The organism is Halobacillus sp. A5 (genome assembly GCF_024189315.1).
Lineage (GTDB): Bacteria > Bacillota > Bacilli > Bacillales > Halobacillaceae > Halobacillus_A.
The window spans coordinates 1,215,606-1,240,057 of sequence record NZ_JAIZEO010000001.1 but is presented as its reverse complement, the minus strand read 5'-3'; the positions used below and the strand labels follow the sequence as shown (position 1 = coordinate 1,240,057).

At 39.2% G+C, this 24,452-nt stretch carries 19 protein-coding genes; 16 read left to right on the top strand and 3 right to left on the bottom strand.

Annotation, left to right across the window (positions count from 1 at the left end; all coding sequences use genetic code 11):
- The first annotated feature begins 1 nt into the window (after window position 1).
- The 8 genes from LF822_RS06490 to LF822_RS06455 all read left to right on the top strand — a co-directional run bounded on the left by LF822_RS06490 (window position 2) and on the right by LF822_RS06455 (window position 11,404).
- Entirely contained in the window at window positions 2-4,024 is a 4,023-nt protein-coding gene (locus LF822_RS06490; RefSeq protein ID WP_253923110.1) for a phage tail tape measure protein, read from the top strand.
- Window positions 4,012-4,893, top strand: a complete 882-nt coding sequence (locus LF822_RS06485; protein ID WP_253923109.1) for a phage tail family protein — start codon at window positions 4,012-4,014, stop codon at window positions 4,891-4,893. The genes LF822_RS06490 and LF822_RS06485 overlap by 13 nt, the downstream gene beginning before the upstream one ends.
- Window positions 4,894-4,897: 4 nt before the next feature.
- On the top strand, window positions 4,898-5,848 hold the full coding sequence (locus tag LF822_RS06480) for a hypothetical protein (RefSeq protein ID WP_253923108.1): 951 nt from the start codon (window positions 4,898-4,900) through the stop codon (window positions 5,846-5,848).
- Between the two features lie 20 nt (window positions 5,849-5,868).
- Window positions 5,869-9,765, top strand: coding sequence for a Gp37-like protein (locus LF822_RS06475; RefSeq protein WP_253923488.1), 3,897 nt, complete (start codon window positions 5,869-5,871; stop codon window positions 9,763-9,765).
- A gap of 3 nt (window positions 9,766-9,768) precedes the next feature.
- Window positions 9,769-9,933: a hypothetical protein gene (locus tag LF822_RS06470; protein WP_253923107.1), complete on the top strand. Its 165-nt coding sequence runs from the start codon at window positions 9,769-9,771 to the stop codon at window positions 9,931-9,933.
- A gap of 51 nt (window positions 9,934-9,984) precedes the next feature.
- The gene (locus LF822_RS06465; protein WP_253923106.1) at window positions 9,985-10,320 is read left to right on the top strand and encodes a hypothetical protein; all 336 of its coding nucleotides are present in this window, start codon (window positions 9,985-9,987) and stop codon (window positions 10,318-10,320) included.
- Between the two features lie 14 nt (window positions 10,321-10,334).
- A complete protein-coding gene (locus LF822_RS06460) occupies window positions 10,335-10,577 on the top strand; it encodes a phage holin (protein ID WP_371925838.1) in 243 nt (80 codons plus the stop codon).
- A 62-nt stretch (window positions 10,578-10,639) separates the two neighbouring features.
- Window positions 10,640-11,404 (top strand): N-acetylmuramoyl-L-alanine amidase, encoded by a 765-nt coding sequence (locus LF822_RS06455; protein WP_253923104.1) that lies wholly within the window; start codon window positions 10,640-10,642, stop codon window positions 11,402-11,404.
- 109 nt (window positions 11,405-11,513) lie between these two features.
- Here the strand turns inward: LF822_RS06455 and LF822_RS06450 are convergent, their stop codons facing one another.
- The gene (locus LF822_RS06450; protein ID WP_253923103.1) at window positions 11,514-11,993 is read right to left on the bottom strand and encodes a hypothetical protein; all 480 of its coding nucleotides are present in this window, start codon (window positions 11,991-11,993) and stop codon (window positions 11,514-11,516) included.
- 91 nt (window positions 11,994-12,084) lie between these two features.
- On the opposite strand from LF822_RS06450, the gene LF822_RS06445 reads away from it, so the two are divergent.
- The 6 genes from LF822_RS06445 to LF822_RS06420 all read left to right on the top strand — a co-directional run bounded on the left by LF822_RS06445 (window position 12,085) and on the right by LF822_RS06420 (window position 20,050).
- A complete protein-coding gene (locus tag LF822_RS06445; protein ID WP_253923102.1) occupies window positions 12,085-12,747 on the top strand; it encodes a hypothetical protein in 663 nt (220 codons plus the stop codon).
- Between the two features lie 82 nt (window positions 12,748-12,829).
- Complete coding sequence (locus LF822_RS06440) at window positions 12,830-14,473, top strand: prenyltransferase/squalene oxidase repeat-containing protein (RefSeq protein ID WP_253923101.1); 1,644 nt, start codon at window positions 12,830-12,832, stop codon at window positions 14,471-14,473.
- A 124-nt stretch (window positions 14,474-14,597) separates the two neighbouring features.
- On the top strand, window positions 14,598-14,906 hold the full coding sequence (locus LF822_RS06435; protein ID WP_253923100.1) for a hypothetical protein: 309 nt from the start codon (window positions 14,598-14,600) through the stop codon (window positions 14,904-14,906).
- Window positions 14,907-15,040: 134 nt separating this feature from the next.
- Window positions 15,041-17,452, top strand: a complete 2,412-nt coding sequence (locus tag LF822_RS06430; RefSeq protein ID WP_253923099.1) for a hypothetical protein — start codon at window positions 15,041-15,043, stop codon at window positions 17,450-17,452.
- A gap of 988 nt (window positions 17,453-18,440) precedes the next feature.
- Entirely contained in the window at window positions 18,441-19,853 is a 1,413-nt protein-coding gene (locus LF822_RS06425) for a YfcC family protein (RefSeq protein WP_253923098.1), read from the top strand.
- The gene (locus LF822_RS06420) at window positions 19,838-20,050 is read left to right on the top strand and encodes an alpha amylase C-terminal domain-containing protein (RefSeq protein ID WP_253923097.1); all 213 of its coding nucleotides are present in this window, start codon (window positions 19,838-19,840) and stop codon (window positions 20,048-20,050) included. Before LF822_RS06425 ends, LF822_RS06420 begins: the two co-directional genes overlap by 16 nt.
- A 15-nt stretch (window positions 20,051-20,065) precedes the next feature.
- On the opposite strand, the gene LF822_RS06415 is transcribed toward LF822_RS06420, so the two are convergent.
- Both LF822_RS06415 and LF822_RS06410 read right to left on the bottom strand, forming a co-directional pair.
- A complete protein-coding gene (locus tag LF822_RS06415; protein ID WP_253923096.1) occupies window positions 20,066-20,392 on the bottom strand; it encodes a hypothetical protein in 327 nt (108 codons plus the stop codon).
- 150 nt (window positions 20,393-20,542) lie between these two features.
- A complete protein-coding gene (locus tag LF822_RS06410) occupies window positions 20,543-21,406 on the bottom strand; it encodes an SDR family oxidoreductase (protein WP_253923095.1) in 864 nt (287 codons plus the stop codon).
- Window positions 21,407-21,591: 185 nt separating this feature from the next.
- Between LF822_RS06410 and LF822_RS06405 the strand changes: the two genes are divergently transcribed.
- Both LF822_RS06405 and LF822_RS06400 read left to right on the top strand, forming a co-directional pair.
- Window positions 21,592-23,184, top strand: coding sequence for a spore germination protein (locus LF822_RS06405; protein ID WP_253923094.1), 1,593 nt, complete (start codon window positions 21,592-21,594; stop codon window positions 23,182-23,184).
- A 20-nt stretch (window positions 23,185-23,204) separates the two neighbouring features.
- Window positions 23,205-24,425, top strand: coding sequence for a Ger(x)C family spore germination protein (locus LF822_RS06400; RefSeq protein ID WP_253923093.1), 1,221 nt, complete (start codon window positions 23,205-23,207; stop codon window positions 24,423-24,425).
- Window positions 24,426-24,452: the final 27 nt, after the last annotated feature.

Below are 24,452 nucleotides of genomic sequence, written 5' to 3'. Positions count from 1 at the left end.
CGTGTCCAACACTATTCGAGAGCTCCGCACTAAGTTTTCAGCTACCGCTAAAAGTTTTAAGAGCACCATGAAGGATGTTCGGAAAGAAATTAAAGGTCTGGGTCCTACCACCGACAAAGCTGTTTCTGAAGCCAATAATAGTTATAAAAAACTGATTAAAGAAACGGAAACATTGAAAAAAGAATTGAAACGCTCGGATGATCCGAAGGTCTTTAAAGGGCTTAATAAAGCAATTGACGAAACTCAAAAAGATTTGAAGGAAACAGGTAAGGTCAGCGAATCATCTATGGCCGAGCTTCGTTCATCTATTAATGAGTCGAGCGGTAGCTTTAGTGATTTAAGCTCGGAGGGTCGGCAGGCTATTAATCAGGTGGAAAAATCAGTGAGTGGTTTAGAGGACGATTTGAAAAACCTTGGAAAAGACACAGGATTAGATGAGCTTAATGAGGACGTAGAAGGTCTTGATAATGATTTAGGACAAGTTGGCAGTGAAGAGAATGTTGGGGGTATGGCTGCCGTAGGTGCAGCTATGGGTTCCATGAAAGGAAAAGCATTACTTGCAGCAGGGGGTGTAACTGCTCTTGTTGCAGGGTTCGTTGGGCTGGTCAGAGGTGGTGACGAACTTAAAGGGGCACTCAACAATTTAGAGTCGGATACAGGGGCTACATCGGATGAAATGGAAGAGATGGAAGGTTCTTTACTTAATATCTACAAGAACAATTTCGGCGAATCTTTTGATGATATAGGTAAAGCTATGGGAACTGTAAGATCGGCTACCAAGCTAACAGGGAAAGAGCTAGAGCTTGCTACACAGAACGCGATCATGCTGCGAGACTCCTTTGATTGGGAAGTAGATGAAAGCATGAAAGCTGTGCGAGTGATGATGACGGAGTTTGAATATTCATCAGAGGAAGCTTTTACTGTTTTGGCCCAAGGAAGACAAGAATTAGGAAGTACTGCCGATGATTTACTAGAAACGTTCAATGAATATAGTGGGGCCTTTTCCGACTTAGGTTTTAATGGGGAAGAAGCCATGAATATGATTAGTAATTCTGTAGAGTCTGGCGCACGAAATACGGATGTGGCTGCTGATGCAGTCAATGAATTTTCTACTCGTATTAAGGATGGTTCAGATACTACAAGAGATGCTCTTCAGACTGCTGGACTCAATGCCGACGAGATTATGACTAAGTTTGATAAAGGCGGGGAGGATGGTCGAGAAGCCTTCCAACAGGTAACCGAGGCTATTCATGGGATAGGAAGTGCCAGTGAACAAGAACAGGCAGCTGTTGGTTTATTTGGAACCCTGGCAGAAGACGTAGGCGTAGAAGCGGTTTTAGCCCTTGGGGATATTGAAGGCCAGGCGGATAAAACGGCGAATACTTTAGAGTCCATGAGCGAAGTGAAATATGACACGGTTGGAGAAGCACTTAAAGGGATGGGGAAATCGTTCCAGGTAGATGTTTTAGTTCCTTTGCAAGACAAGATTATGCCAGCTGTGAACTCAGGTATCAACAAAGTAGCTGAGTGGGCAGGTGTTGCTAAAGATGTGATCGGAGATTTGTTTAGCGGTGATAGCGCCACAGACATACTCAAAAAATATGGATTGAAGGCAGATAACTTCAAACCTGCAATTGATGGGATGAAACTCTTACAAGAATCCTTGTCAAAAATTCGGGACAACGCGATACCCGTACTAAAGCAAGTGTACCAAGCAGTAAAGGAAGCTCTTATTAATGTGTGGCCTGTGGTCAAGCCGGCTTTAATCAGTATCGTTTCTTTTATTGGTGGACAAGTTCAAAAAATAACTGAATTCTGGAATACAAACGGGTCACAAATCCTTGCTGCAGCTGAAAATGCATTTAACGGGATTATGACGGTGATCCAATTTGTCATGCCTTTGGTACTTGGCATCATAAAAAGCATATGGGGCAATATTCAAGGAGTTATAAATGGCGCCTTAAACATCATCATGGGATTGGTAAAAACTTTTACAGGATTGTTCACCGGTGATTTTTCTAAGATGTGGGAAGGCGTTAAACAACTGTTTTTTGGTGCCGTAGAGTTTATTTGGAACTTTGTACAACTCACGTTCTTCGGGAAAATTCTCGGAGGGGCTAAGGCCTTCATTTTAGCTTTTCGTTCAAGTTTCGCCTCCATGTGGCAAGCGGTGGTTTCTTTATTTAAAGGAAATGCTACGTCGGCGCTTAATCATGTAAGAGCGGCTTGGTCGACGATCTCAAGCGCCACATCGAAAGTCTTCACATCCATCTGGACGTTTTTAAAAGATACTTGGAGTAGTGTGGTTACCTTAGTTCGAGGCACCGTTTCAACCTTACGTACTGTGTTTTCGGCGGGTTGGAAGGTCATTTCTACAAACACAACGAAGACTTTTCAAGGAGTTTGGAGTTTCTTACAATCCATTTGGAACAAGGTTATAAAGTTTATTGGAGGCGTATTAGATTCCTTGTTTAACGGATTCTCAAAGGGGTTCCGGCGTATTTACGATACGACAAAAAGCGTATTCAATTCTGTCTGGGATTTCCTGAAAGGAATCTGGAATACGGTCAGTGATTTCATATCTGGGCGAGTCTCCAATATTTTTAATAGAGTTAAAGAAACATGGAACAGCGTATATTCAACCACGAAAAGCATTTTTAAGAATATCTATGATTCTGTGAAGGGTCGATTTGACGATATTGTTTCTAGAGCAAAAAAGTTACCGGGAATGATTGGTGCCGGCATCGGTAACATGGCCAGCAAAGTCCAGGGTGGAATTACGAAGGTCATCAATGCCATGGCTCGTACTTTAGGGAAAGGAGTCAACGGTGTCATTGGTGGTGTGAACTGGGTTTTGGATAAAGTTGGTGTGGAATCAAGCGTTCCGAAGTGGGAAGTGCCTCAGTATGCACAGGGAACCAAAGGGCATCCTGGTGGTCCGGCTATGGTTGGTGACGGAAAAGGGTCAAATGCTGGATCGGAACTGATTCAGACACCGGATGGCCAAGTGAGTTTATCTCCGGACTCAAATACTTTAATGAATCTACCCAAAGGAACGAGCGTCCTTTCGGCTAAAGATACTAGAGAATACCTCGAGTCCGTACCAGCGTATGCCTGGGGAGTTGGTACCCTTAAAAAAGCTTGGGAAGGTACTAAGAATGTTGCCGGCAAAGTGAAAGATAAGGCAGTAGATGTGTGGGACTACGTTTCAGACCCATCGAAATTGTTTAATAAGGCGTTAGAATTGTTTGGAGTTGAAACTCCGGAAATGCCAGGGGCTTTCGAGGGATTTGGAAAAGGTGCTTTTTCAAAAGCGAAAGAAGGACTAAAAGGATTCCTTAAAAGTAAAGTTGAGGATTTCGGTTCGATTGATGGCAATGCGCCTGGAAGTGTTAAAGGGTGGATCAGTTCAGCTATCTCCAGAACCGGTGTGCCTTCCTCCTGGTTAGGTCCATTAACTACTATTGCCATGAAAGAATCGGGTGGTCGAACAGGCCCTTCGACCATAAATAAATGGGATATTAACTGGAAGCGAGGAACGCCGTCTATGGGGCTAATGCAGACCATTCGTCCGACTTTTGATGCCTTTAAAGAGTCCGGTTGGGGAGACATTATGAACCCTTCTCATAATGCAGCAGCTGCGATTAATTACATCAAATCTCGTTACGGAAATGTATTTAATGTTCCGGGAATTAAATCTCTTGCTCAAGGATTACCTTATGAAGGTTATGCTGATGGTGCGTTCGGAATTGATACGGCTCAGCTTGCATGGATAGCAGAAGGAGGCTGGGCCGAGTCTGTCATTTCGCATGACCCTGCTAAACGCCAAAGTCAACAAGCGATTTGGCGTAAAGTTGGTGATGAACTTGGCTTTGATTATCCTAATAGTAGCGAATCTGGAAAAGGAGGACATGAATTTAATCAGTATTTAACCTTTAATACGGCCGACTCCTTAAATCCTTCAGAGGTTGCACGTAAAATGCGACAAGCATCCAGGCGAATGGCAGAAGAATGGAGGGACTGATCATTACAGACATTATATTTAATAATCAAAGAGGGGAAAGTTCGACATTATCTAATCGAACTTCCTCTTTTTTATTGCAAAGTTATGAAGGGTTTGGAGAAGTAGAGGCGGAAATTCAGGATCAAAAATCTCCTTATCAAGACGGGAGTAGGTTAGTAGATACATTGCTACAAAATAGACCTTTAACTATAGGGGTATTACTTCAGGCTGAGACACCTAGAGAATTATCTAATCTAAAACAAAAGCTTTATAGAGTATTTAATCCGAAACTAGGTGAAGGAGTATTGAGGTATGAAAGGTACGAAGAAGTGTATGAGATTAATGCTGTCCCTGAAGGAAGCCCATCCATACTTTCAGGATCACAAAATAGCGGTCCTACTTTCCAAAAGGTGTTAATCGAGCTCATAGCTCATGATCCTTATTGGCGAGAACCACAGAAGGTAAGCCGAGCACTACGAGCCTATGAAGGGAAGTTTCATTTTCCTGTCACTTTTCCTGTCCAGTTTGGGCTCGCTGGAGATTCGATTGATTTATCCAATGAAGGGCATGTGCCATGCTCAGTTACTATGGATATTCAAGGGCCAGTTACGAATCCTCATATTAAGAACCTCACTACAGGAGAATCAATGAAAATTAATCGAGCCCTAGGGCACGATGAGGTACTTCACATAGATACTCATCCCCGACATAAAAGAGTGGAAGTTTATCGTAATGGAGACCGAATCAGCAATGCTTTCGGTTGGCTGGAACAAGATTACGATATGCTACAGCTGGAAGTCGGAAAAAATGAGATCCAATACATGGCTGATGCCGGTGAAACGGATGCGATTGTAGCAATCGGATGGCGGAATTTATATATAGGAGTTTGATGATATGGAAAGAAATTATTTTTTAGATGGCGACAATGTGACTTACCAAGCAGCAGATTTTGCTAGGTTTTATGCTCAAATCATTGGGGATGGTGTCTCGAATACGAAAACCTTAGCCGATTTTGAAGTCCAGGAGAAAGAAAATATGGTGACAAGGCTAGCTGCTGGTTATGCTTTTGCGAAAGGGTTTATGTATGAGAACACATCCGTGTTGGATTTAGAACATGAAATTGCAGATCCGGATCAAGATAGGATTGATCGAATTGTCCTTCGTTTTGATAACGATCCGGAAGTAATGGAGTTCTTTGCTTACGTGAAAAAAGGTTCTCCAGCCGATACTCCTGTGCCTCCTGATTTGACTCGAAATAGCACGGTACATGAACTGAGTGTGGCTCAGGTAAGAATTGCAGCTGGAAAATCATTTATTGAACAATCTCAAATAACGGATGAACGTTCAGATGAAAAGGTATGTGGATATATTCCTTTACACAACATCTACCGGGCTCTAGAAATTGATGAGAATGGGACGGCTAGTTTTCTAAATCAGTCCTTTGTAAAAACCGTAAATAGTTCTGGGATTGAATTTGAAGAATCTGTGAGAAGAAAATTATCGTTTGGAGTGATTGAAGAAGATACACAGGATGAAATTCAATCGTCGACGGAATTCGTAGCTAAAACAGACGGTATCTATAATCTATGGGCACAAGTTGGTTTCGATCAGGATTCTTTTCCTACGGGTATGGATGTGCAGCTATTTGCTCATGTCAATGGAGAAGAAAGCTTTCCACTAGTGGCAAAAGTACTGAATTCTACGAATGATAACTTCGTTATTGCTAACGGTATTGATCGTCTAAAAAAAGGAGATCGATTAGAGTTTTGGGCGATCATTTTCCGCACAGATGATGAACTGATCGAAACAAATACTGTTAAAATGCGAATTGCCAAAATTTCATAAAGGGGGTGACCAGAGTGAAAATGCCCATTCGGATCTATACTCCATATATGGATCAGTTATTTGAAACGGATAATTATTTATCACTCCAATTTAATCCTAAATTTTATGGAGTTGGCACCTTTGAATTACACGTCAATCAATACTTGGAAGGCGGTGAATACTTACAAAAGAAGAATCTCATCATGTTGGATAAGCAAACTCGTAAAGTGGGCATTATTCGGCACCGTGAGATTGCTTTAGATGAGAGCGGCAAAGCGACGGAGAATTGGAAGATCACCGGGGTGACCCTGCAAGGAGTGATGGATCAACGGATTACCCTCCCCCCTGCTGATACCTCCCATGATCGTAAGAGTGGAGATGCCGAAACCGTGATGAAGCATTATGTGAATCGACATTTCGTCAATCCTGAGGATCCTAATCGACAAATTAAACATTTAGAAATTGCTGAGAATCAAGGACGGGGAGAGCATGTCGAGTGGGAATCCCGTTTTAAGGTAGTTGCTGATGAGTTATTGAATATCGGGAAAACCGGAAATTTAGGGTGGATTGTATACGCAGACATGGTCAAGAAGAAATGGGTGTTTGATGTTGTGGAAGGTCGCGATCTCACAAAAGGTAATACGGCAGGACATGACCCGGTCTTTTTCAGTCCGGATTTTGGTACTATTAAGAATCAACAATTTACCGATAGTGACTCCAACTATAAGAACTTTGGCTATGTAGGTGGACAGGGTGAAGGGGCCGAACGTGAAATTGAAACGATTGGGGAAGCTGCTGGCCTTGAACGTCTGGAGACCTTTATTGATGCCCGGGACGTGGAAGATGAGGATAGAAGCAACGGAGAAAATTTAATCAAACGTGGTCAACAGAAAATGGATGAGATGAAGACTGAACTTTATTTAGAAGCAGAAATTCAAACTCCAACCACGAAAGCACATGCGGCTTCAGAACTTGCCACCATAAAAACACCTTTTGAGTATGAAATTGACTTTCACTTAGGTGACACGGTGCCGGTCTATAATAAAAAATGGGGCGTCAAGATGACGGCTCCGATTTTAGAGTTCACAGAGATCCATGAACCGAGTGGTTTCCGGTTAGAGGCTACATTCGGAGAATCTCGTCCAGGCTTTATGCATCACATCAAAAAGAAGTTCGATGAAATAGCCGGCGTAGACAAACAAGAAGCACCAGCCAAGTACGCTAAGGTTCAAGCTGAACTAATAAAGCAGTATTCAGATGAGAAATTATCTGAAGAAGAGAAAGAGCGGATTCGACAGGCAGGCAAGAACTTGGAAGCATCGAAAGAATTCACCTCCGAGTATGCCGAAAAGCGAATTGTCCGGGGGCCAGTAGAACCAGATGATAAAGAAGCTATCTGGATCGATACTGCAGAACCTGGTAATGACGTGTGGAAGCGATGGGATGATGAAGAACAAACCTGGAGAGAAGGACCGGGAGGCCCTCAAGGCGTTCAAGGGCCACCAGGTGAAAATGGGAGGACTCTCTATACCTGGATTAAGTACGCGGATAATGCAGAGGGCGATGGAATGGCGGAAACGCCAGAAGGTAAGCCTTATATGGGGATCTCCTATAATAATGAAGATTCTACGGAATCCATTCAACCTGACGATTATAAGTGGACCAAGATTGAAGGAGAGAAAGGTGATCAAGGAATCGAAGGACCTCCGGGTACCGATGGGGAACCTCGATACACGTGGATAAAGTATGCGGATGATGCCGAAGGGAACGGAATCAGCGACGATCCTGAGGATAAGGAATACATCGGGCTCTCCTATAACCAAGAGAATCAAACGGAGTTAGAAAATCCTGAGTATTACACGTGGTCGAAGATTAAAGGCGCCCCTGGAGAAAAAGGCGATCGAGGTCCGGACGGTCCCCAGGGAATCGAAGGTCCTAAGGGAGAAGATGGTCAAACGTACTTTACGTGGTTGAAGTATGCAGACGATTCAACCGGTACTAATATGAGCGATGACCCTGACGGTAAGGATTACATTGGTATGGCTTACAATAAGATGTCCCCTACCGAGTCAAGCGATTCTTCTGACTATACGTGGTCAAAGATCAAAGGTGAACAAGGCGATCAAGGCGTGCAAGGACCTAGTGGTTCTGACGGTGAACCTCGCTACACTTGGATTAAGTACGCTGACGACGACAGCGGAAGCGGTATGAGTGATTCCTCTTCCGGTAAGGAATATATCGGTTTAGCGTATAACAAAACGTCTCAGACTGAATCATCCGATGCCTCCGACTACACCTGGTCACTTATCAAAGGTGATAAAGGTGATCAAGGGGACACCGGAGCAAAAGGTGACAAAGGTGAACAAGGCGATCGTGGTCCCCAAGGTATCGAAGGTCCTCCAGGTTCAGACGGTGAACCTCGATATATCTGGATTCGTTATGCTGATGATGCTGACGGAAATGGAATGTCAAACTTTCCCGATGGTAAGAAGTTTATCGGTACCGCACCGAATAAGACGACTGCAACGGAAAGTACGGATCCTGACGACTACAATTGGTCGAAAGTAGAGGGTGACAAAGGTGACACAGGGTCGCAAGGAGCTGAAGGACCGAAAGGCGATAAAGGGGATGATGGTGATGAGGGACCAACAGGACCACAAGGTCCAAAAGGGGATCTCGGTGATACCGGACCCGAAGGACCGAAAGGTGATACTGGTGATCGTGGAACTCAAGGCGTTCAAGGACCTGAGGGGCCACGAGGAGAACGAGGTCCCCAAGGACCCAACATTGTGGATAGTACGACAGAAATCGAAGCTAATGTCATAAAGTCAAACCATGTACAAGTTTCAAATCTTGCTGCTATCAGCGCGAGTTTAGGTACGGTCACTTCTGGGCTTCTCCGAACCGTGGAGTTAGAAGGTGTAACTGGTACATTCAGTGGATCCGTAGAAACCCCTGCGTTAAAAATTGATAACCCTGACATTGAGCAAGAAGGTTCGACAGGTTTACGGTTGCAACTTTCGAGTACAAACGAAAGCGGAACTAATCCTTTCAAAGCGACGGGTTACATCGAGTTCAATACAAATAACAATGCACTAGAAATTTATAAACTATCGGATTCTGGCGGTACAGAAAATATGGAAGGGTTTCGGGTAGACGCTAATAAGGTTTATTTCAATGGGGATTTAGAATCTGACGGCAATCTACGTGTAGCGCCAGGTGGGAAATATTACGTAGACTTTCCTGACAGTGAAGAACACGGAGCTTTCGGTGCGTATAACTCATCCGGTCGAGAGATAGTTCAGATACGTTCAAATTCCGGCAGTTATACGAGAGGAGGAGCAGGTGCGGATTTCTTAGGACTTGGCGATGCCAATAACCCTGGAGAAATTCATTTTTACACCGGAGGCAATAGGACGATTACAATCAGTGAAAACGGAGATTTTGAAACCGAGGGTAAGGTGTATGCTGATGGATTTGTAGAAGCAGATGCGCTAGACGTTTTCGGAGGGACCCATATTTACACCCGACCATCTAGTTCGGGTTCTTTGCGTGTGACATCAAAAGGTACTACAGGTACATATCGCCCTGTAGAAGCCTCTGATTTCGACAATCAATCGTTAGAAGAAGCGAAATCTACGATTAATAAGTGGGACGGTGATGCTCTAGAAATCATTAAATACGGAGAAATTCATACCTACTACTTGAAATCTGATTTAGAGAACGAAAGAGCAGGAGTCAAAGATGAAGGCGGGAATCAGTACGTTGCTAATCTTAGATATGGGTTTGTCATCGGAAAGGAATACAATACTCCAAATGAAATCAAAAATCGTACAGGCGAATCCGTCAGTCACTACTCGATGGTATCTATCTTATGGAAAGGTATGCAGGAACTAACCGAGTGGATAAGAGAACTAGAACAACGATTGGGGGAATAATAGATGGACGGACAGATCGATGCTAGGAAAGTAATCGATATCCAAACTCAAAGACACGCTCAAAAGGTGGCAGGGCTTGAACAGGAGGTCGCTATACTTATGGCCGAGCGTGATCAATTAGTAAAAGAAAATAAACAATTGAAAGAGAACCAATCAGTCGATAAGTGATACTTTTCTTAAATGTATGAAATTAGTATTTGTTGAGTTAGGGGGTCAAGTATGCCACAAGTGGATAAGGAAGTGGAAGACATGGAAAAGTTCATGACTGTACTCATGGATGTAAAAGTCGCGCTAGCGAAACAAACTGAAAAGTTAGATCATGTACTTGATATTAAAAAGAAGGTGGATAACACTTACGACACAGCTCAATCAGCGGACCGACGTTCGAAGGATAACTCTAAGGATATAGGCGATTTGGAGGAAGACCTAAAAACAAAAGCAGATAAGGGGGATGTAGAACGAATTGTTAAAGATAAAGACAACTGGAAAAAGAATTTACCAGCATGGGTTGCGGTAGCCATTTCGGCTATCGCTTTATTATTGCCTCATATCTAATTAGGTGAAAGGAGGTGAGGATATTGGACAGAGGTACAATTGTGCGCACAGTGGTATTAATTTTAGCACTTGCTAATCAGTTATTAGTAGCAGCCGGATTGAACCCTATCCCTGGCACCGAAGAATCCTGGGGAGAAATCATAACCATGGTAGTGACTGCAACAGCCAGTGCATGGGCATGGTTTAAAAACAACTATGTAACATTGAAAGGGAAGCAACAAAAAGAGGTATTGAAAAGTTCAAATCTCACTAAATAACTAGCGGCTGGTCTAAATGACGAGTCGTTTTTTAATGCAAAATTTTAAGGAGGAAATTTATTATGACAAACATTTTTATTGATGCAGGACATGGTGGATCAGATCCAGGAGCTACAGGAAACGGACTTCGAGAGAAGGATTTAACACTAGATATTGCCCTCAAAACACGAGATATTTTAAATAATGAATATGAGGGTCATTCCGTAAAATTGTCTCGAACTAGTGATGAAACATTATCATTATCCCAACGGACGAACATGGCGAATGATTGGGGAGCTGATTACTTGGTTTCTGTCCATATAAATGCTAGTGGTGGGGCAGGTTTTGAATCTTATACGTACAATGGGAGCTATTCTGGAAAAGCAGAAACGAACCGATTGGGCGAGATTGTTCACGATGCTATTGTAGCCGAAACTGAGTTTAATGATCGCGGAAAGAAAGAAGCTAATTTCCATATGGTGAGAGAATCAGCAATGCCAGCTGTTCTTACCGAAAATGGGTTTATTGATAACACATCGGATGCTGCAGCTTTAAAAACCGATGCTTTTCTTACAAAAGTAGCGAGAGGACATGCAAAAGGATTAGCGAACGCTCTTGATCTTACTGGAAGAACTGAGAGCCAACAAGTGTATGTTGAAGTGATTACTGATTCCTTATGGACTTATAACTCAGCTAATTGGGATGACCGTGCTGTGATTGTAAGTAAAGGAGAGGTGTTTACAGTCGTTCGTGATAAGTTTCCGGTAGGAGTCGGTCAAATGTATAAAATAAAAAGTGGTCTGTTTATTACTGCGAACCCGAATTATGTGAGTTTTCACACAGAATAAAACCACTTAATTCCCCGTCACTAGCTGGCTAGATTAAAACAAGATTACACTACTTGAAAAAGCTCAGACAAAATAGTCTGAGCTTTTCTAAAATTTTATAAAAATATGTTTAGTTGGGAACAACTGTAAAAGCATAAATATCATATTTAGATTGTTTTTCATCCTCAGTATTGTGATGTTTATAATAAACATATTTTGATGTTTCCCCATTATTGCCTAATACTGGTAGAGTATGATCTTCACTCAAGTTCACTTGCTGTGTTGTTGAAGTATAATTAACCATAGCCCCAGAACGATTAACTTTTACATCTTCTTGGTCAATTTTTAGATTTTTTGGCGAATCTATTTCAGTTATCTCATAGTTATCAAAATTGTCATCTACTATACTAAGATCTTCTTTAAGATTACAATTTTCATTGCATTTATATACTGGCTCTAATTCGTATTTCTCATCCCCTGTATTGATAGTTATTTTTTCATTCGCTCCTTGATTCGCTTCATTATTAGTTTCTGTATCCTCTTCAGCTTGCTCAGTAGAGCACCCCACCAAACTAATTGAAAATAAAACTAAAAAAAGAAATTTATTCATTTTTTACCATCCTTTGACAAAAATATTTCGTAAATGTTACATTTGGAATTGTAATATCCCAGCTGGGAATTTTCAACATAGGAGGAGTAATATGAAAAAAATTAATTCTTTAGTCACAGGTGCATTATTAACATCAGTCTTTTTGTCACCGACTTTTGTTAGTGCTTCAGAAGGAGCTAATATTCAACATGGTGAAAAGGTGAAAGAAGGAAAAGGTTACGAAGTATATGAAATAGAAAACCAAGAAGAATATGAACAACAAGTAACCGAAGACAATAGCGGTTTTAGTACACTTTCAACAGAAACGGTACGTATGGGAAATAATGAATTTGAAAATGGCTATAATTCTGATTCATATACTGTAGGTGGAGAGACCTTTTATATGTCAAATTCAACATCAGTAGATGCAGGCAATAGCAGTGCCGATGTTCGTGGTAACCTTTCTTTTAGTGGAGGCCCAGCGGACGAAGTAGTTCTACAGCCTGAAATCGACTTTGATTTTACAACTGCCAATTGGAGTGTTGGTACAGGAGGTGCCAGTTGGAGTGGATATGGAACATCTACTGCAACAGTTAACTATGATGAAGTCACTGTAGACTCTAGCGAATCAAACAGAGATTATGTATGGAATACTGTTTCTGCTTCAAGTAGTGATGGGGAGCTTGACGGTGTAACCTCTAGAGGGAAAGCTACTATAACTAATGGTGGTACTTCTTACGGGGATTCCACGAATGTAGATTTTGATATTTGGTAATTTAAATTTGGTAATTTATCTAAAAGTCTTCTCTAAGAGAAGGCTTTCTATATTTAATTATAGTTTAAAAGATTTAATTAATATGAAAAAAAGGGTGTACAAAATTAAGAAATTTAACTTTGTATTTATTATTATCATTCTAATAATAATCGGAGGATGTGAGGTTCTACAAGAAAATAGAGATTCAAAAGATCAATCTAAGGTAGCAGAGGTTATTTTAGAATCAATGAATAAAGACGGTGGGTTTATAGGGTTCAATCAAGAAAAAAAACTTAATTATTATAATACATTTTATAATAGAGCATTATTAAAGAAAGATATAGTTGAAATAGATGAGGTTTATAAAAATTATATTAAAGAAGATTTTAACCATAAAGTAGATCAAGAGTTAAGTAGAGCTAGTATCCTTGAATTTAGGTATCTCAGTGAATTAGTATCCAAACATCAAATATCATTAGGTGAAGAAGAAATAAATAGGTTAATAAGCAAACTTAAGGATAATAGAAAAGATGGGCTGTATTGGTTTTCTAAGGAAGAGGGAAAAGAGGTGGAAAAGGTTTCTACCACATTAGACGCGTTAATAATTATTAATAACATTACAGGGGAAACTCCTAAAATAAAAAAGGAGACAAGATCTTCTCTTTTTGAAAGTATAAAAGAGAGTGAAAATAAATATAAAGCATCTCTATATACCTCTTATAAAAAAATAATAGAATTACAGGGCACCTCTCTAAGCAGCAATGAAAGAAAAGAAATTGAAGAATTTGTTTCGAAAAAAGGAGATATAAATTTTGCTAAGAATCCTGAAGAGGCTACATTACAAACCCTCTATCTCTCACAGTTATCAGACGAAATAGATTTTGAAGGATTTAATATAAGTGACGAAGTCTATAAACGTATTAATAGATTCAAGACTACAGATGATGGCTTTAATATGTACAGTGAATCTAATTATGATCCTAAATTAACATATGAAATTAATAAATATTTAGGAGTTGAGTTATCTAGTAATTTAACTGAGGAGATTCAATATACAGAAATCTCACCAACCCTATATACGGAAAATAACATTAACTCGAATATCATTCAGACATATAGAGCTATAAAGACCTTAGATCTAATGGGTGAAAAAGTGCCAAAAGAAACTACTAACCTTATAGAGGAATTTAGTACAAAGAGTGATTTAAGTGCAAGGGACTTGTATTATCTTTTAGAGTCCAGAAAACTTTTGGGTTTATCAATAGAAGATTTTAATTTACCTTCTAGCAATGAATCCTTAGATAGTAATCAAAGTATGTTTTATAATTTAAGTAGTTATAAATTGTCCAAAGATAAAGATTTAAAAGCTGATTTTTCCTCGATGAAAAATAATGACGGGGGTTATGGACAGGAAACTTCTACTCTATATGAAACATATTTAATTGTAGATAATATTCCTCAAAATAAATTTACAAGTGAGGAAAAAGAGGGAATTATTGATTTCGTAATGAGCAGGGAAAATGAAGATGGTTTCGGAAAAGGAAAACCTTCTTTAGATAAAACGTATCATGCAATTAAAATATTAGAAAAAATGGGCTATTCAGATATAGAAGGAAAAATCTCTAAAGCTAAGAAACTTGCAAAGCAATTTAAAAATGAAACAGGGACTTATAGCGAAGAAAAAGGAGGGTCTGAAAATAATTTAAGGGCAACTTATTACGGTGAGCTAATAGAAAAAATTAGTTAGATTAAATTATTTAAAGCCCTTTGCTTAACTAGCAAGGGGATTTTTTCTCCAGAAAAAATTTCAAATCTTTGAAGGAAATTCAAGAATTTATGTCGAATATATAGTCCTAAAGGAGGTGTTAAGTATGGATAACATTACTTTAGACTCAGGTTTTGGGTATATAATGGACTACCCGATTGAGGGTGAGATTCAAATACTGTGGTCCTTAAAAAAAGGAGAGGACGACCGTTATATAGTCATGGAATATTTACCTAGCTTTCCCTTCCGCAAAGTCCTACAATCGCAAATCCACACATTGGAAGACCGCGCAAGAGACTTCTTACTTGGTCAACTAACGGATATTGAAGAAGGTAAGTATGACAACTCAGATCCACTCTTGAGGGAATTATATGCTATAGACAAACCGCTTGGCAGCGTAGAAAGAGGATCATAACATCATGAAAGCTCACCTTTGTTGGTGAGCTTTTATCTAGTAAATTAACTGTATCTTAAGTTGTGAGAGCTTTGGTTAATAATTCCACTTTTTGCAATAATGAGTTAAAATACAATTAAATAAGGAGGATTCAGATGGTAAATTCAAATTCAGGTTTAAATTTAGGTGAGAACAGTAAGACTAAAAGTTTAGAAGGAAATTCTCACAAAACTACAGAAAAGCATAGACTTATATATGATATAAGTATGTTCCTACACAAATGTATATTATCTAAAGATTATACTCCATCACAATCATATAGTGAAGCAATAGTATTAAATGATATAGGTCAAGAAGTTATTGAACAATTATTAGATAAGTTAAAAACTATAAGTAAAAATGGTCCAGAATTAAAGTTGGCAACTGTATTGTCATCCCCTGGCTATATTGATCTAGAACTTAGTAACTTCGATCTTTTATTAAAAACTGTACATGAAGAAATTAAAAATAAAAAGTTATTATTTCCTTATGTATTTGGAAGAGAATTATACGATAAATTTTTCGATATGTACGGTAATGATGAAGAGATAAATTATGAAGAGACTTTAAGTCTATTGGATAACACTCCAAATGGCGTGTTTCAAGTTAATGATCTTTTAACGGGGCCTTTTGGTCTGTTAAAATCAACAGAATTTAGGAACTACAGTCCTGTTAGAGATGTACCTATCCGTCATTGCCAAGATACTTCCTGTCATGCACTGCATATTACTAGTTTAATGACTGCATCCAGTGTTATTAATGAGTTAATTAATGAAATTCGAGAAATAGGACAGGATTTTCAAAGTTATTTTCCACAACTAACCCCATTAAGAAAGCCAAACTTTTATGATGATAATAACTTAGAGAATTTACCTGACTTACTAGGTACATTCCCTGAAGGGGAACTCAAAATTTTATTAAGTTTATTAATAAATAAACATAAGGAAATTAGGGCCTCTTTTCCTAAGGACCACGAATTTAATCATATTTGGAATGGAGATGGTTGGGGAATAGCTAATACATTACAACATTCGCAGTGTATGCAGTTAATTCTTTTATTCAAAGATAATGAAATAGCTGAGGCGTTAGAACGATTAATTTATGATAACAAAATTAATATCTCATCTAGTGAGATTAGAAGACCTTATATTACAAGAAAGAGAAGAAAAAGGTTTAATCTGAAAATCGAATGTTCAAGATATGGTTTAAGGTGCACAATTGATAGTAAGGAGAATACAAACATTGCGCTTATTAGATTAAAAAATCTTATTACAAAATTATATTCAGAATCAGATCAAATGGAGAAGCTTGAATGGAAACTTAGAAATATACATGGAGATAACTTTGTAGAGAAATTAGAGAAATATTTACTTAACGAAAATCCTCAGAAAATCCTAATTAACTTGATATTTGATAATGCGGATTACGTTAAAGCAACTTTTAATTATCTGAAATACGGGGATTTTGAGTTCCCTTATCCATCAATAAAAGAAGAATACATTTTAAATAAAATTTTATGGAAGTTAGGGTTTAATTCAATGTCATATCCAGATTATTTAAATGTTTTTTGGAAGAGGCATGAACATTTCTTAAAAATAATAAAGATAAGTGACGTTATAACTGAAGAAGAAAGAGAAACCATTAGAAGTTCAGGTGTTAATTATTTTGTTTCCTTAGAAGAGATTTTAGATTATAGCTTGTCCTTTATTACTTGGTCATTATTAGCTGATCATTATTTAGATACCAAATTTGAGTTTAATTTAGAAGACGCAAGAAAGTTTATGGTAAGAAATATTAATGATTTTCAATATTATATCAGTGATACTGACTATCTAGTTTTAGATAGTGAAGGGAAAAATACTTTATATCCTCTAATTAAAGGTTTTGTAGTTGTTGCTGAAATTTGTGAGGACTATCTAAATAAAAGAAGTTCTTTCAAGAGACCAATTTCAGAATTTCCTTCATACCATAATAAAACAAATATTTTTAAGTTCCCATTTGATTACAAAATTTTCTTGTTAAATTTAAATGAAAGCGATGTAAGGAGGTTGATTGAGAATTTAAAAGAAATAACCTCTATACTTGAAAATGCTAATGTAAGTAACGTTAGGAACAGAATTAAACATAACAGACCTATACATGAATTTCCAAAGATAGATGAATTAGAGAAAACATCCAGAGTTATAGAGGAATTAGTCAACAAAATGGAGGTAAATGGTATAATTCCGCAGCTTTATATTTATTCTGGAACAGAGGTAGACCAATTTGGCAGGGGTGTTACAAATTACAGAAACTATAATAATGTACTTCTTCAATTAAGTAATAATTCTCAATTTATTAGATGTGGTTTACCTGACTATATGAACCCTCAATTAACAATACCTAATGTTAATATTAATAATTCAATAGAAAAACCCAGGTTTCTATACCAGGATAAAACTTTATACTCTAATTATTGGGAAGATTATCCAAAAAGGAAAATTCAAAATGAAGAGGAATGTGACAATAAAGAAATGAATATTTTATAGAGTGCAGAATTTAATTTAGTACACCTATATTATTTTAATGAGTGTTATAAGGTCTCTACTTCACATTAAAGAATATTAGGGCACATTATTAATGTAACTACTTATAAAAGTTTTCAAAAGTCGAGAGTTGACTTAGGAGAAGAAATTAAAGATTATATTTAAGTAATTGAGTAACTAGAGGTTCTGCAATAATGTGATTAGTAGGAGAAACTGATGTTACATTTTTAATGTCACAAAATATGTAACAGGGAAGAAAAGTTTTAATAAGTTGTACAAGGATTTTATTGAAGGAAATGAGAATAGATTCTAGTCAATTTAACCGTAGCGATCGGAACAAAAGTCTGGAAAAGTTCTTCGAATTATGGGCGGCCTACCTCTTTGAAAACTACATTGTTGAATACACTAACAGGTTGGATTGCCTAGAAAATGTAGAAAACATAAATTGTTGCCGAATTGTTGCCGAAACTCTTCGGAAACATTAAAAATTCATCATATTTATTTCGAACTTTATTAGATAAGAGCTTGTTTTAATAGGAATTCTCTAATATTCTTAGGTTGCCTTCCTACCATGGCGTCCACTTTGACAGGGTGGAGGTCGTTGGTTCGAGCCCAATCGGAATCATCCATACAAAGTGCCGGAGTGGCGCGGTTTCCTAGCATAGGGGAGGCCGCGTCACTTCTTTTTTTGTCTTTATAAATCAGTTAAGAGGGAATACCTCTATAAAGTATTAAAGTAGTGATAATTGTTCCTCATAGTGAAGTCTCTTCTTAGAACACCAGCATCCCTCCATCTTCCAGCGGTTTTACTTATTCTAATGCTGGTTTCCCTTTTAAATTTGCCGAGTGTTGATAGAAAACTATATGCCTCCCCGTTGATTCGTAATTTTCTGAATTGTATACTTGTAAAATATATATCAGTTTAGATGCAGCAGGGATAAAAATATTGAGCATGGTTTACCAAATCAAATACTGGAGGTTTTTACTTATTATGAAAAGGTCAAAGGAAAGGGAAAACTTTGAGCCAAAGCAAAGAAAATGGGAAATGCCTGATACATATGTCATCTTATTTTTAGTTTTATTACTGGCGGTTATTGCTACTTACTTAATACCTTCCGGCTCTTTTGAGAGAGAAATGGTAGATGAGGTTGAACGAGTTATACCTAATACATATTCTCAAACTGACGGCGCTGCTCTCGGTTTAATGGATATTTTTCGATCGATTCAAACAGGAATGATAGAATCTGCAGATATTATTTTCATGGTGTTATTTACTGGAGGAGCCTTTGAGATTATTGAACGTTCAGGTGCTCTGCGCGGTGGGATTAATCGCGCGATAAATCTGACCCGTGGACGTGAATTTTGGATGATTGCTGTAGTTTCCACCGTTTTTGCGCTTGGAGGAGCAGTGGGAGCAGTAGCCAATGCTGTCATTGCCTTTGTTGTAATAGGTGTAATTATCGCACGTACTCTTAAACTCGATCCAATTATCGCTGTTGCTATCACTTTTGGAGCTAATTTTGCAGGGTTTAATGTGGGGTTTATTAATCCTTATACTGTAGGGATCGCTCAAGATATTGCCGGACTGCCGATTTTTTCGGGTGCGGTTTTTAGATTTATCGTATTTGTGATTATCCTGGCCACTACGATTTGGTACACATGGCGTTATGCAAAAAGAATTATGGAAGATCCTTCGAAAAGCTTAGTTGGTATTTATCAAACTGATGAAGAAGATGAGAAGGTGGATGCGTCTTTTACTACCAGGCATAAGATTTTGCTTAGCTTTGTTGGTTTGAGCTTAGCTTTTTTCGTTTATGCTTCTACCCAGCTGGGATGGGAAATCAGTGATATGGCAGCTTTCTTTATATTTATTGGACTCACTGCGGGTGTTATAGCGGGGATGCATTACAATACAATTGCGATAACCTTCCTGGAAGGAACTAAGAAGCTTGCATATGGAGCTTTGGTAGTAGGCTTAGCCAGAGCAGTGATAGTCGTATTAGAAGACGGCCAGGTTCTCGATTCAATCGTATATGGTTTAGCTGTGCCTTTAGAGAGCTTTCCGCCTGTTTTAGCTGCTATCGGTATGTTTGTTTCTAACGGACTATTAAACTTTCTTGTGAATTCAGGAAGTGGTCAAGCGATGATTTCTATACCTATGCTTGCACCGCTGGCTGATATGGTGGGTGTGACCCGCCAGGTGGCTGTGCAGGCTTACCAGTTTGGAGACGGTCTTACAAATAGTATTTTCCCCACTTCTGGAATACTTATGGCCAGCTTAGCCGTAGCCAATGTTTCATGGGCTAAATGGGTGAAATGGATGTTTCCTTTATTTTTAATCTGGGTCGTTATTGCCGTCTTGACGCTGTCGATTGGAGTTATGATTAATTGGGGTCCATTCTAGATGAATCGGACCATCCATACAAAGGGCTGGAATGGCGCGGTTTCCCTTCAGAGGGGAGCCGCGTCATTTCATTTGAAAAATTAAGACGACAAAAAGACGTGATGAATTTCACGCCCTATGCTTCTCATGAAATTCAGTACACGTCTTTCAATCAGGTTCTTTATGCTGGATATGATGAAGAATCCCGTCGGGGGTGAGATGGATTCAACAACCTAGAACCACAAACCTAGCCTTTCCCACATGTTCCCTCTGCGACGACGCTTTCTTCTTCTTCTTCTTATTTCCTCTGCTTCAGCTAACACATCATCTTCAATACAACGGTTTACCGCTCTGCAAAATTCGTTGCCGTCGATAAAAGCACGTACTGGTACTCTGAAGTCATTGTTGTCAGACACACCTGCTACATCATTGCCGTTTCCGTTCCCGTTCCCGTTGCAATTCCTTCTATTGTTATCTGATATTCCTGCAATTCTGCGGTTCCTGCCGTTTCTTCGATTGTCAGAAGCTCCACCTACATTATTATTACGATTACATCCCATATATAGTCACCGTCCTTCCTATTAATATAGTGGTACGATCTATCCTATGAACAGATGAGACTGTTTGATAAGACTATTAACCATATGAAGTGAAAAATGATTACTATATTTGCTGAAAAAAGGGAGCTGATTTTAATTCAGCTCCTTCTTTTATCCATTTATTATTATTCCGCCATTTACGTGGATCATTTGACCTGTTACATAAGATGAATCATTACTGGCTAAGTAAACAAATGCAGGAGCCACTTCTTTAGGCTGGCCCGCTCGTCCCATAGGGTTATCAGAGCCGAATTCGGCTACTTTTTCTGCGTCAAAGCTCGATGCGATTAAAGGCGTCCATATGGGGCCGGGGGCTACACCGTTTACTCGAATCCCCTTGCTGACCAGTGACTTAGAGAGGGCACGTGTAAAGGATGTAATCGCACCTTTTGTAGAAGTATAATCAATTAGTTGTTCGTTGCCTGCATAAGCAGTAATGGAGGATGTATTTATGATCGAACTTCCTTTATTAAGGTGGGGAAGAACGGCTTTAGTTATATAAAAATATGAGAAAAAGTTGGTGCGGAAGGTTTGTTCCATTTGTTCATTTGAAATGTTTAAAAAGTCTTCTTGAGGATATTGAACAGCAGCGTTGTTGACTAAAATATCAATTTTTCCAAACTCTTCTATTACTTGAGCTGCAGCTTTCTCACAAAACCCTGCGTTGCCGGCATTTCCACTGATCAGCAAGCACTCCCTTCCTTCTTTCTCTACGAGCTTCTTTGTATATTCTGCGTCTTGATGCTCGTCAAGGTAGATAATTGCTATATTCGCTCCTTCCTTTGCAAAGTATAAGCTTACCGATCTTCCTATACCGCTGTCCCCGCCGGTAATGACCGCTGTTTTCTGGTCTAGTTTTCTGCTTCCATTATAGTTTGGATCTTCATATTGAGGGAGGGGCGTCATCTTGTGTTCCTGTCCGGGCTGGCGCACCTGGTGCTGTTTGGGCTGAATTTCTTTCTTTTGTTGTGTCACTAAGTCTCCTCCTCAGTAAATGTGGTCAACATTAAGATTGCCCAATCAAACGAGGATTAGTCATTGGTTGTACTATAGAAAAAGGAGGCTTTCCGAAAACCCGGAGTTTTCTCTAGATAACAGTTTAAAAACCTCATGGGCTGTCCATCATGAAGTAATAAAGTCAATTGTAATGAGGTAGGGCAATGAACTTTTGGGATCGCTGCAGAAATAAATTGAAGAAACTAAACAGAACAGAAAATCCTTCACCTGAGAAAGAGGTAAAGGTTCTTGAGAAAAAGTTAGAAGAGAACTTAATTAAGATAAAGGATGAACTTGGCGATAGCAGCGATCTGGTTATTCGCTATTTTGAGCTGGGAACAGAATCACCTGCCGCAGCTGCTGTCGTATATATAAGCGGATTAGTGGATGATAAGAAAGCTAATAAATTTATCGAGGAATCGCTGAAAGTAGAAGATCCGTTAAAAGAGGCGGCTTACTCTCAAAAGGATATGTTTGATATCGTCAGAGATCGTGCCCTGTCTATTAATAATATCGTGATGGTATCAGACTGGAATAAGTTACTTTTAACAATTCTCAATGGGGAGACGGTTATCCTTCTGGATGGATATAACGAGGCCATTACCGCAAACACTAAAGGCGGGCAAACTCGTGAGATAACTGAACCCTCAACACAATTAGTCATTCGAGGCCCCAAGGTGGCTTTTACTGAATCGATCGGAACCAACGTAGCATTAATCCGCCGATACATTAAAAGCCCTAACTTACGGGTGGAAACCCAGCAGGTAGGAAGTATAACCAAAACGGATACCGCTCTTGTTTACATAAAAGGAACGGTTAACGAAAAAGTATTACGGGAAGTGAAAAAGCGATTAAATAAAATTGAAGTCGAGGACATTATTGAATCTGGGAATATCGAGGAATATATTCAGGATAACGCTTTTACTCCGTTTCCCACGATCTATAATTCGGAGCGTCCGGATGCTGTTGTTGGGAATTTGCTCGAAGGACGTATTGCTGTCATTGTTGACGGAACCCCTTTTGTATTAGTAGTGCCAGCTTTGTTTATTCAATTTTTTCAATCGCCTTCAGACTATTATCAAAACTACCTTATCGGTTCATTTTTACGAATGTTAAGGATCATCTCGTATATTATTTCAATCCTAACACCTTCTCTTTATATTGCTTTAACAACCTTTCATCCTCAGATGATTCCGACATCTTTATTAATCAGCTTGGCTGCCCAGCATGAAGGGGTTCCTTTTCCGGTTATAGTTGAGGTGCTTATTATGGAATTCACCTTTGAAATTATCCGTGAAGCCGGCCTGCGTATGCCACGTGCTGTAGGCCAGGCTGTTTCTATAGTAGGGGCGCTTGTACTTGGGCAGGCAGCTGTACAAGCTGGTATAGTATCTCCTACTACTATAATTGTTGTCGCTTTTACTGGAATCGCAAGCTTTGCTACTCCTTCTTATAATATTGCCGTGGCACCTCGACTGCTGCGTTTCTTAATGATGATTTTGGCTGGTGGCTTTGGCCTCTATGGTGTGTTTGTGGCTTTATTTATTCTCATCGCTCACTTGACCAGTCTAAGATCGTTTGGAATTCCTTACCTGAGTCCTTTTGCTCCATTTATACCGGCAGATTTTAAGGACACTATTATCCGGAGGCCTTTATGGTCTTTAGATTCCCGGCCAAGGCTGGTTAGTCAACAAAACAATAAACGACAAGCACGAGGGAATAAACCATCTCCTTCGGATAACCACAATGGTAACTGAAGAAAGAACAGGGTGATTAAATGAGACGTGGTATTTCTGTATTTTTCGTTTTATTCGGACTGACTATTTTAACGGGCTGCTGGGACCACAATGAGTTAGAAGAGGTTGCGCTGGTAATGGGAATGGGAATCGACAAAACAGAAGATGATTTATACAAGGTTTCTTTTCAAATAGTAAATCCCGGACAGGTGACTGGAGGGCAAATGACAGGAGATACTGGAGAAGGCACTTCTGTTACTACTTATACGGAAACAGGAAAAAACATATTTGAAACCACCAGGAAAATTTCAACCCAGGTACCTCGCAATCTCAGCTTTTCACATATGGTGGTGCTGGTCCTTGGAGAAGAATTAGCAAGAGAAGAGAGTCTCTTTGAAGTAATGGATTTCACGGAACGATATTATGGATTCCGACCGACCGCCCTAGTACTCCTTGCCAGAGAAAGCCAGGCAAATTCCATATTGAGTATTCTTAACCCTATGGAGAGAATTCCTGCGATGAAGATTGAGGAAACTTCGCAAAAGACGACAGAAGTGTGGGGGGAGACTCCCAGTAGAAATATTAAGGATGTCGTACAAACATTATCCAGTGATACAAAGAGTTTATCTTTGAGCGGTGTTTCTCTTGTAGGAAATATGAACGAAGGACAGAAAGAAGACAAAAACAAGGAAGCCGTCCCCGAAAGTTACGTTGAACTCAGTGGAGTAGGTATGTTTAAAGAGGGTAAGCTTCAAGGCTGGCTCGATGACAAAGAAGCCCGCGGAATGGCCTGGGTGCAGGACGAGATTAAACGCACGGTGCTCACTTTTAAATGCGACGAAAATGAAGAGTATATTGCTGCAGAAGTTCGTTATTCTACAACCAAACTATCAGCCTCTATTCATGATGGTAAACCGGAGATCACTGTAGATATCAGGGGAGAAGGCCCAATTGAAGAGGCAGCCTGTCCTATGGATCTTACTGACCCTGAAATTATTTATCAGCTTAATGAAGATTTTGGATCAGAAATTGAACAGGAAGTCATACAGGCAGTAAAGATTGCCCAGGAACAAGAAATTGATCTTTTTGGTTTTGGAGAGACGGTAAATCAAAGTCATCCTGAAGAGTGGAAAAGCATGAGGGAAAATTGGGATGAGACATTTTCTGAAATGGACGTGAATGTGAACACTAAATTTTTTATAAGAAAAACGGGTTTAAGAACTAAGCCTTTAATTCTACAGAAAAGTAATAATGAAAATTAATAAATTCAAACAGAGGCAGGGAAGGCG

Coding starts and splice junctions, on each gene's coding strand:
- LF822_RS06480 (WP_253923108.1), top strand. CDS start 4,898: ATGGAAAGAAATTATTTTTTAGATGGCGACAATGTGACTTACCAAGCA.
- LF822_RS06450 (WP_253923103.1), bottom strand. CDS start 11,993: ATGAATAAATTTCTTTTTTTAGTTTTATTTTCAATTAGTTTGGTGGGG.
- LF822_RS06440 (WP_253923101.1), top strand. CDS start 12,830: ATGAAAAAAAGGGTGTACAAAATTAAGAAATTTAACTTTGTATTTATT.
- LF822_RS06445 (WP_253923102.1), top strand. CDS start 12,085: ATGAAAAAAATTAATTCTTTAGTCACAGGTGCATTATTAACATCAGTC.
- LF822_RS06415 (WP_253923096.1), bottom strand. CDS start 20,392: ATGGGATGTAATCGTAATAATAATGTAGGTGGAGCTTCTGACAATCGA.
- LF822_RS06475 (WP_253923488.1), top strand. CDS start 5,869: ATGCCCATTCGGATCTATACTCCATATATGGATCAGTTATTTGAAACG.
- LF822_RS06435 (WP_253923100.1), top strand. CDS start 14,598: ATGGATAACATTACTTTAGACTCAGGTTTTGGGTATATAATGGACTAC.
- LF822_RS06405 (WP_253923094.1), top strand. CDS start 21,592: ATGAACTTTTGGGATCGCTGCAGAAATAAATTGAAGAAACTAAACAGA.
- LF822_RS06400 (WP_253923093.1), top strand. CDS start 23,205: ATGAGACGTGGTATTTCTGTATTTTTCGTTTTATTCGGACTGACTATT.
- LF822_RS06430 (WP_253923099.1), top strand. CDS start 15,041: ATGGTAAATTCAAATTCAGGTTTAAATTTAGGTGAGAACAGTAAGACT.
- LF822_RS06425 (WP_253923098.1), top strand. CDS start 18,441: ATGAAAAGGTCAAAGGAAAGGGAAAACTTTGAGCCAAAGCAAAGAAAA.
- LF822_RS06485 (WP_253923109.1), top strand. CDS start 4,012: ATGGAGGGACTGATCATTACAGACATTATATTTAATAATCAAAGAGGG.
- LF822_RS06455 (WP_253923104.1), top strand. CDS start 10,640: ATGACAAACATTTTTATTGATGCAGGACATGGTGGATCAGATCCAGGA.
- LF822_RS06465 (WP_253923106.1), top strand. CDS start 9,985: ATGCCACAAGTGGATAAGGAAGTGGAAGACATGGAAAAGTTCATGACT.
- LF822_RS06470 (WP_253923107.1), top strand. CDS start 9,769: ATGGACGGACAGATCGATGCTAGGAAAGTAATCGATATCCAAACTCAA.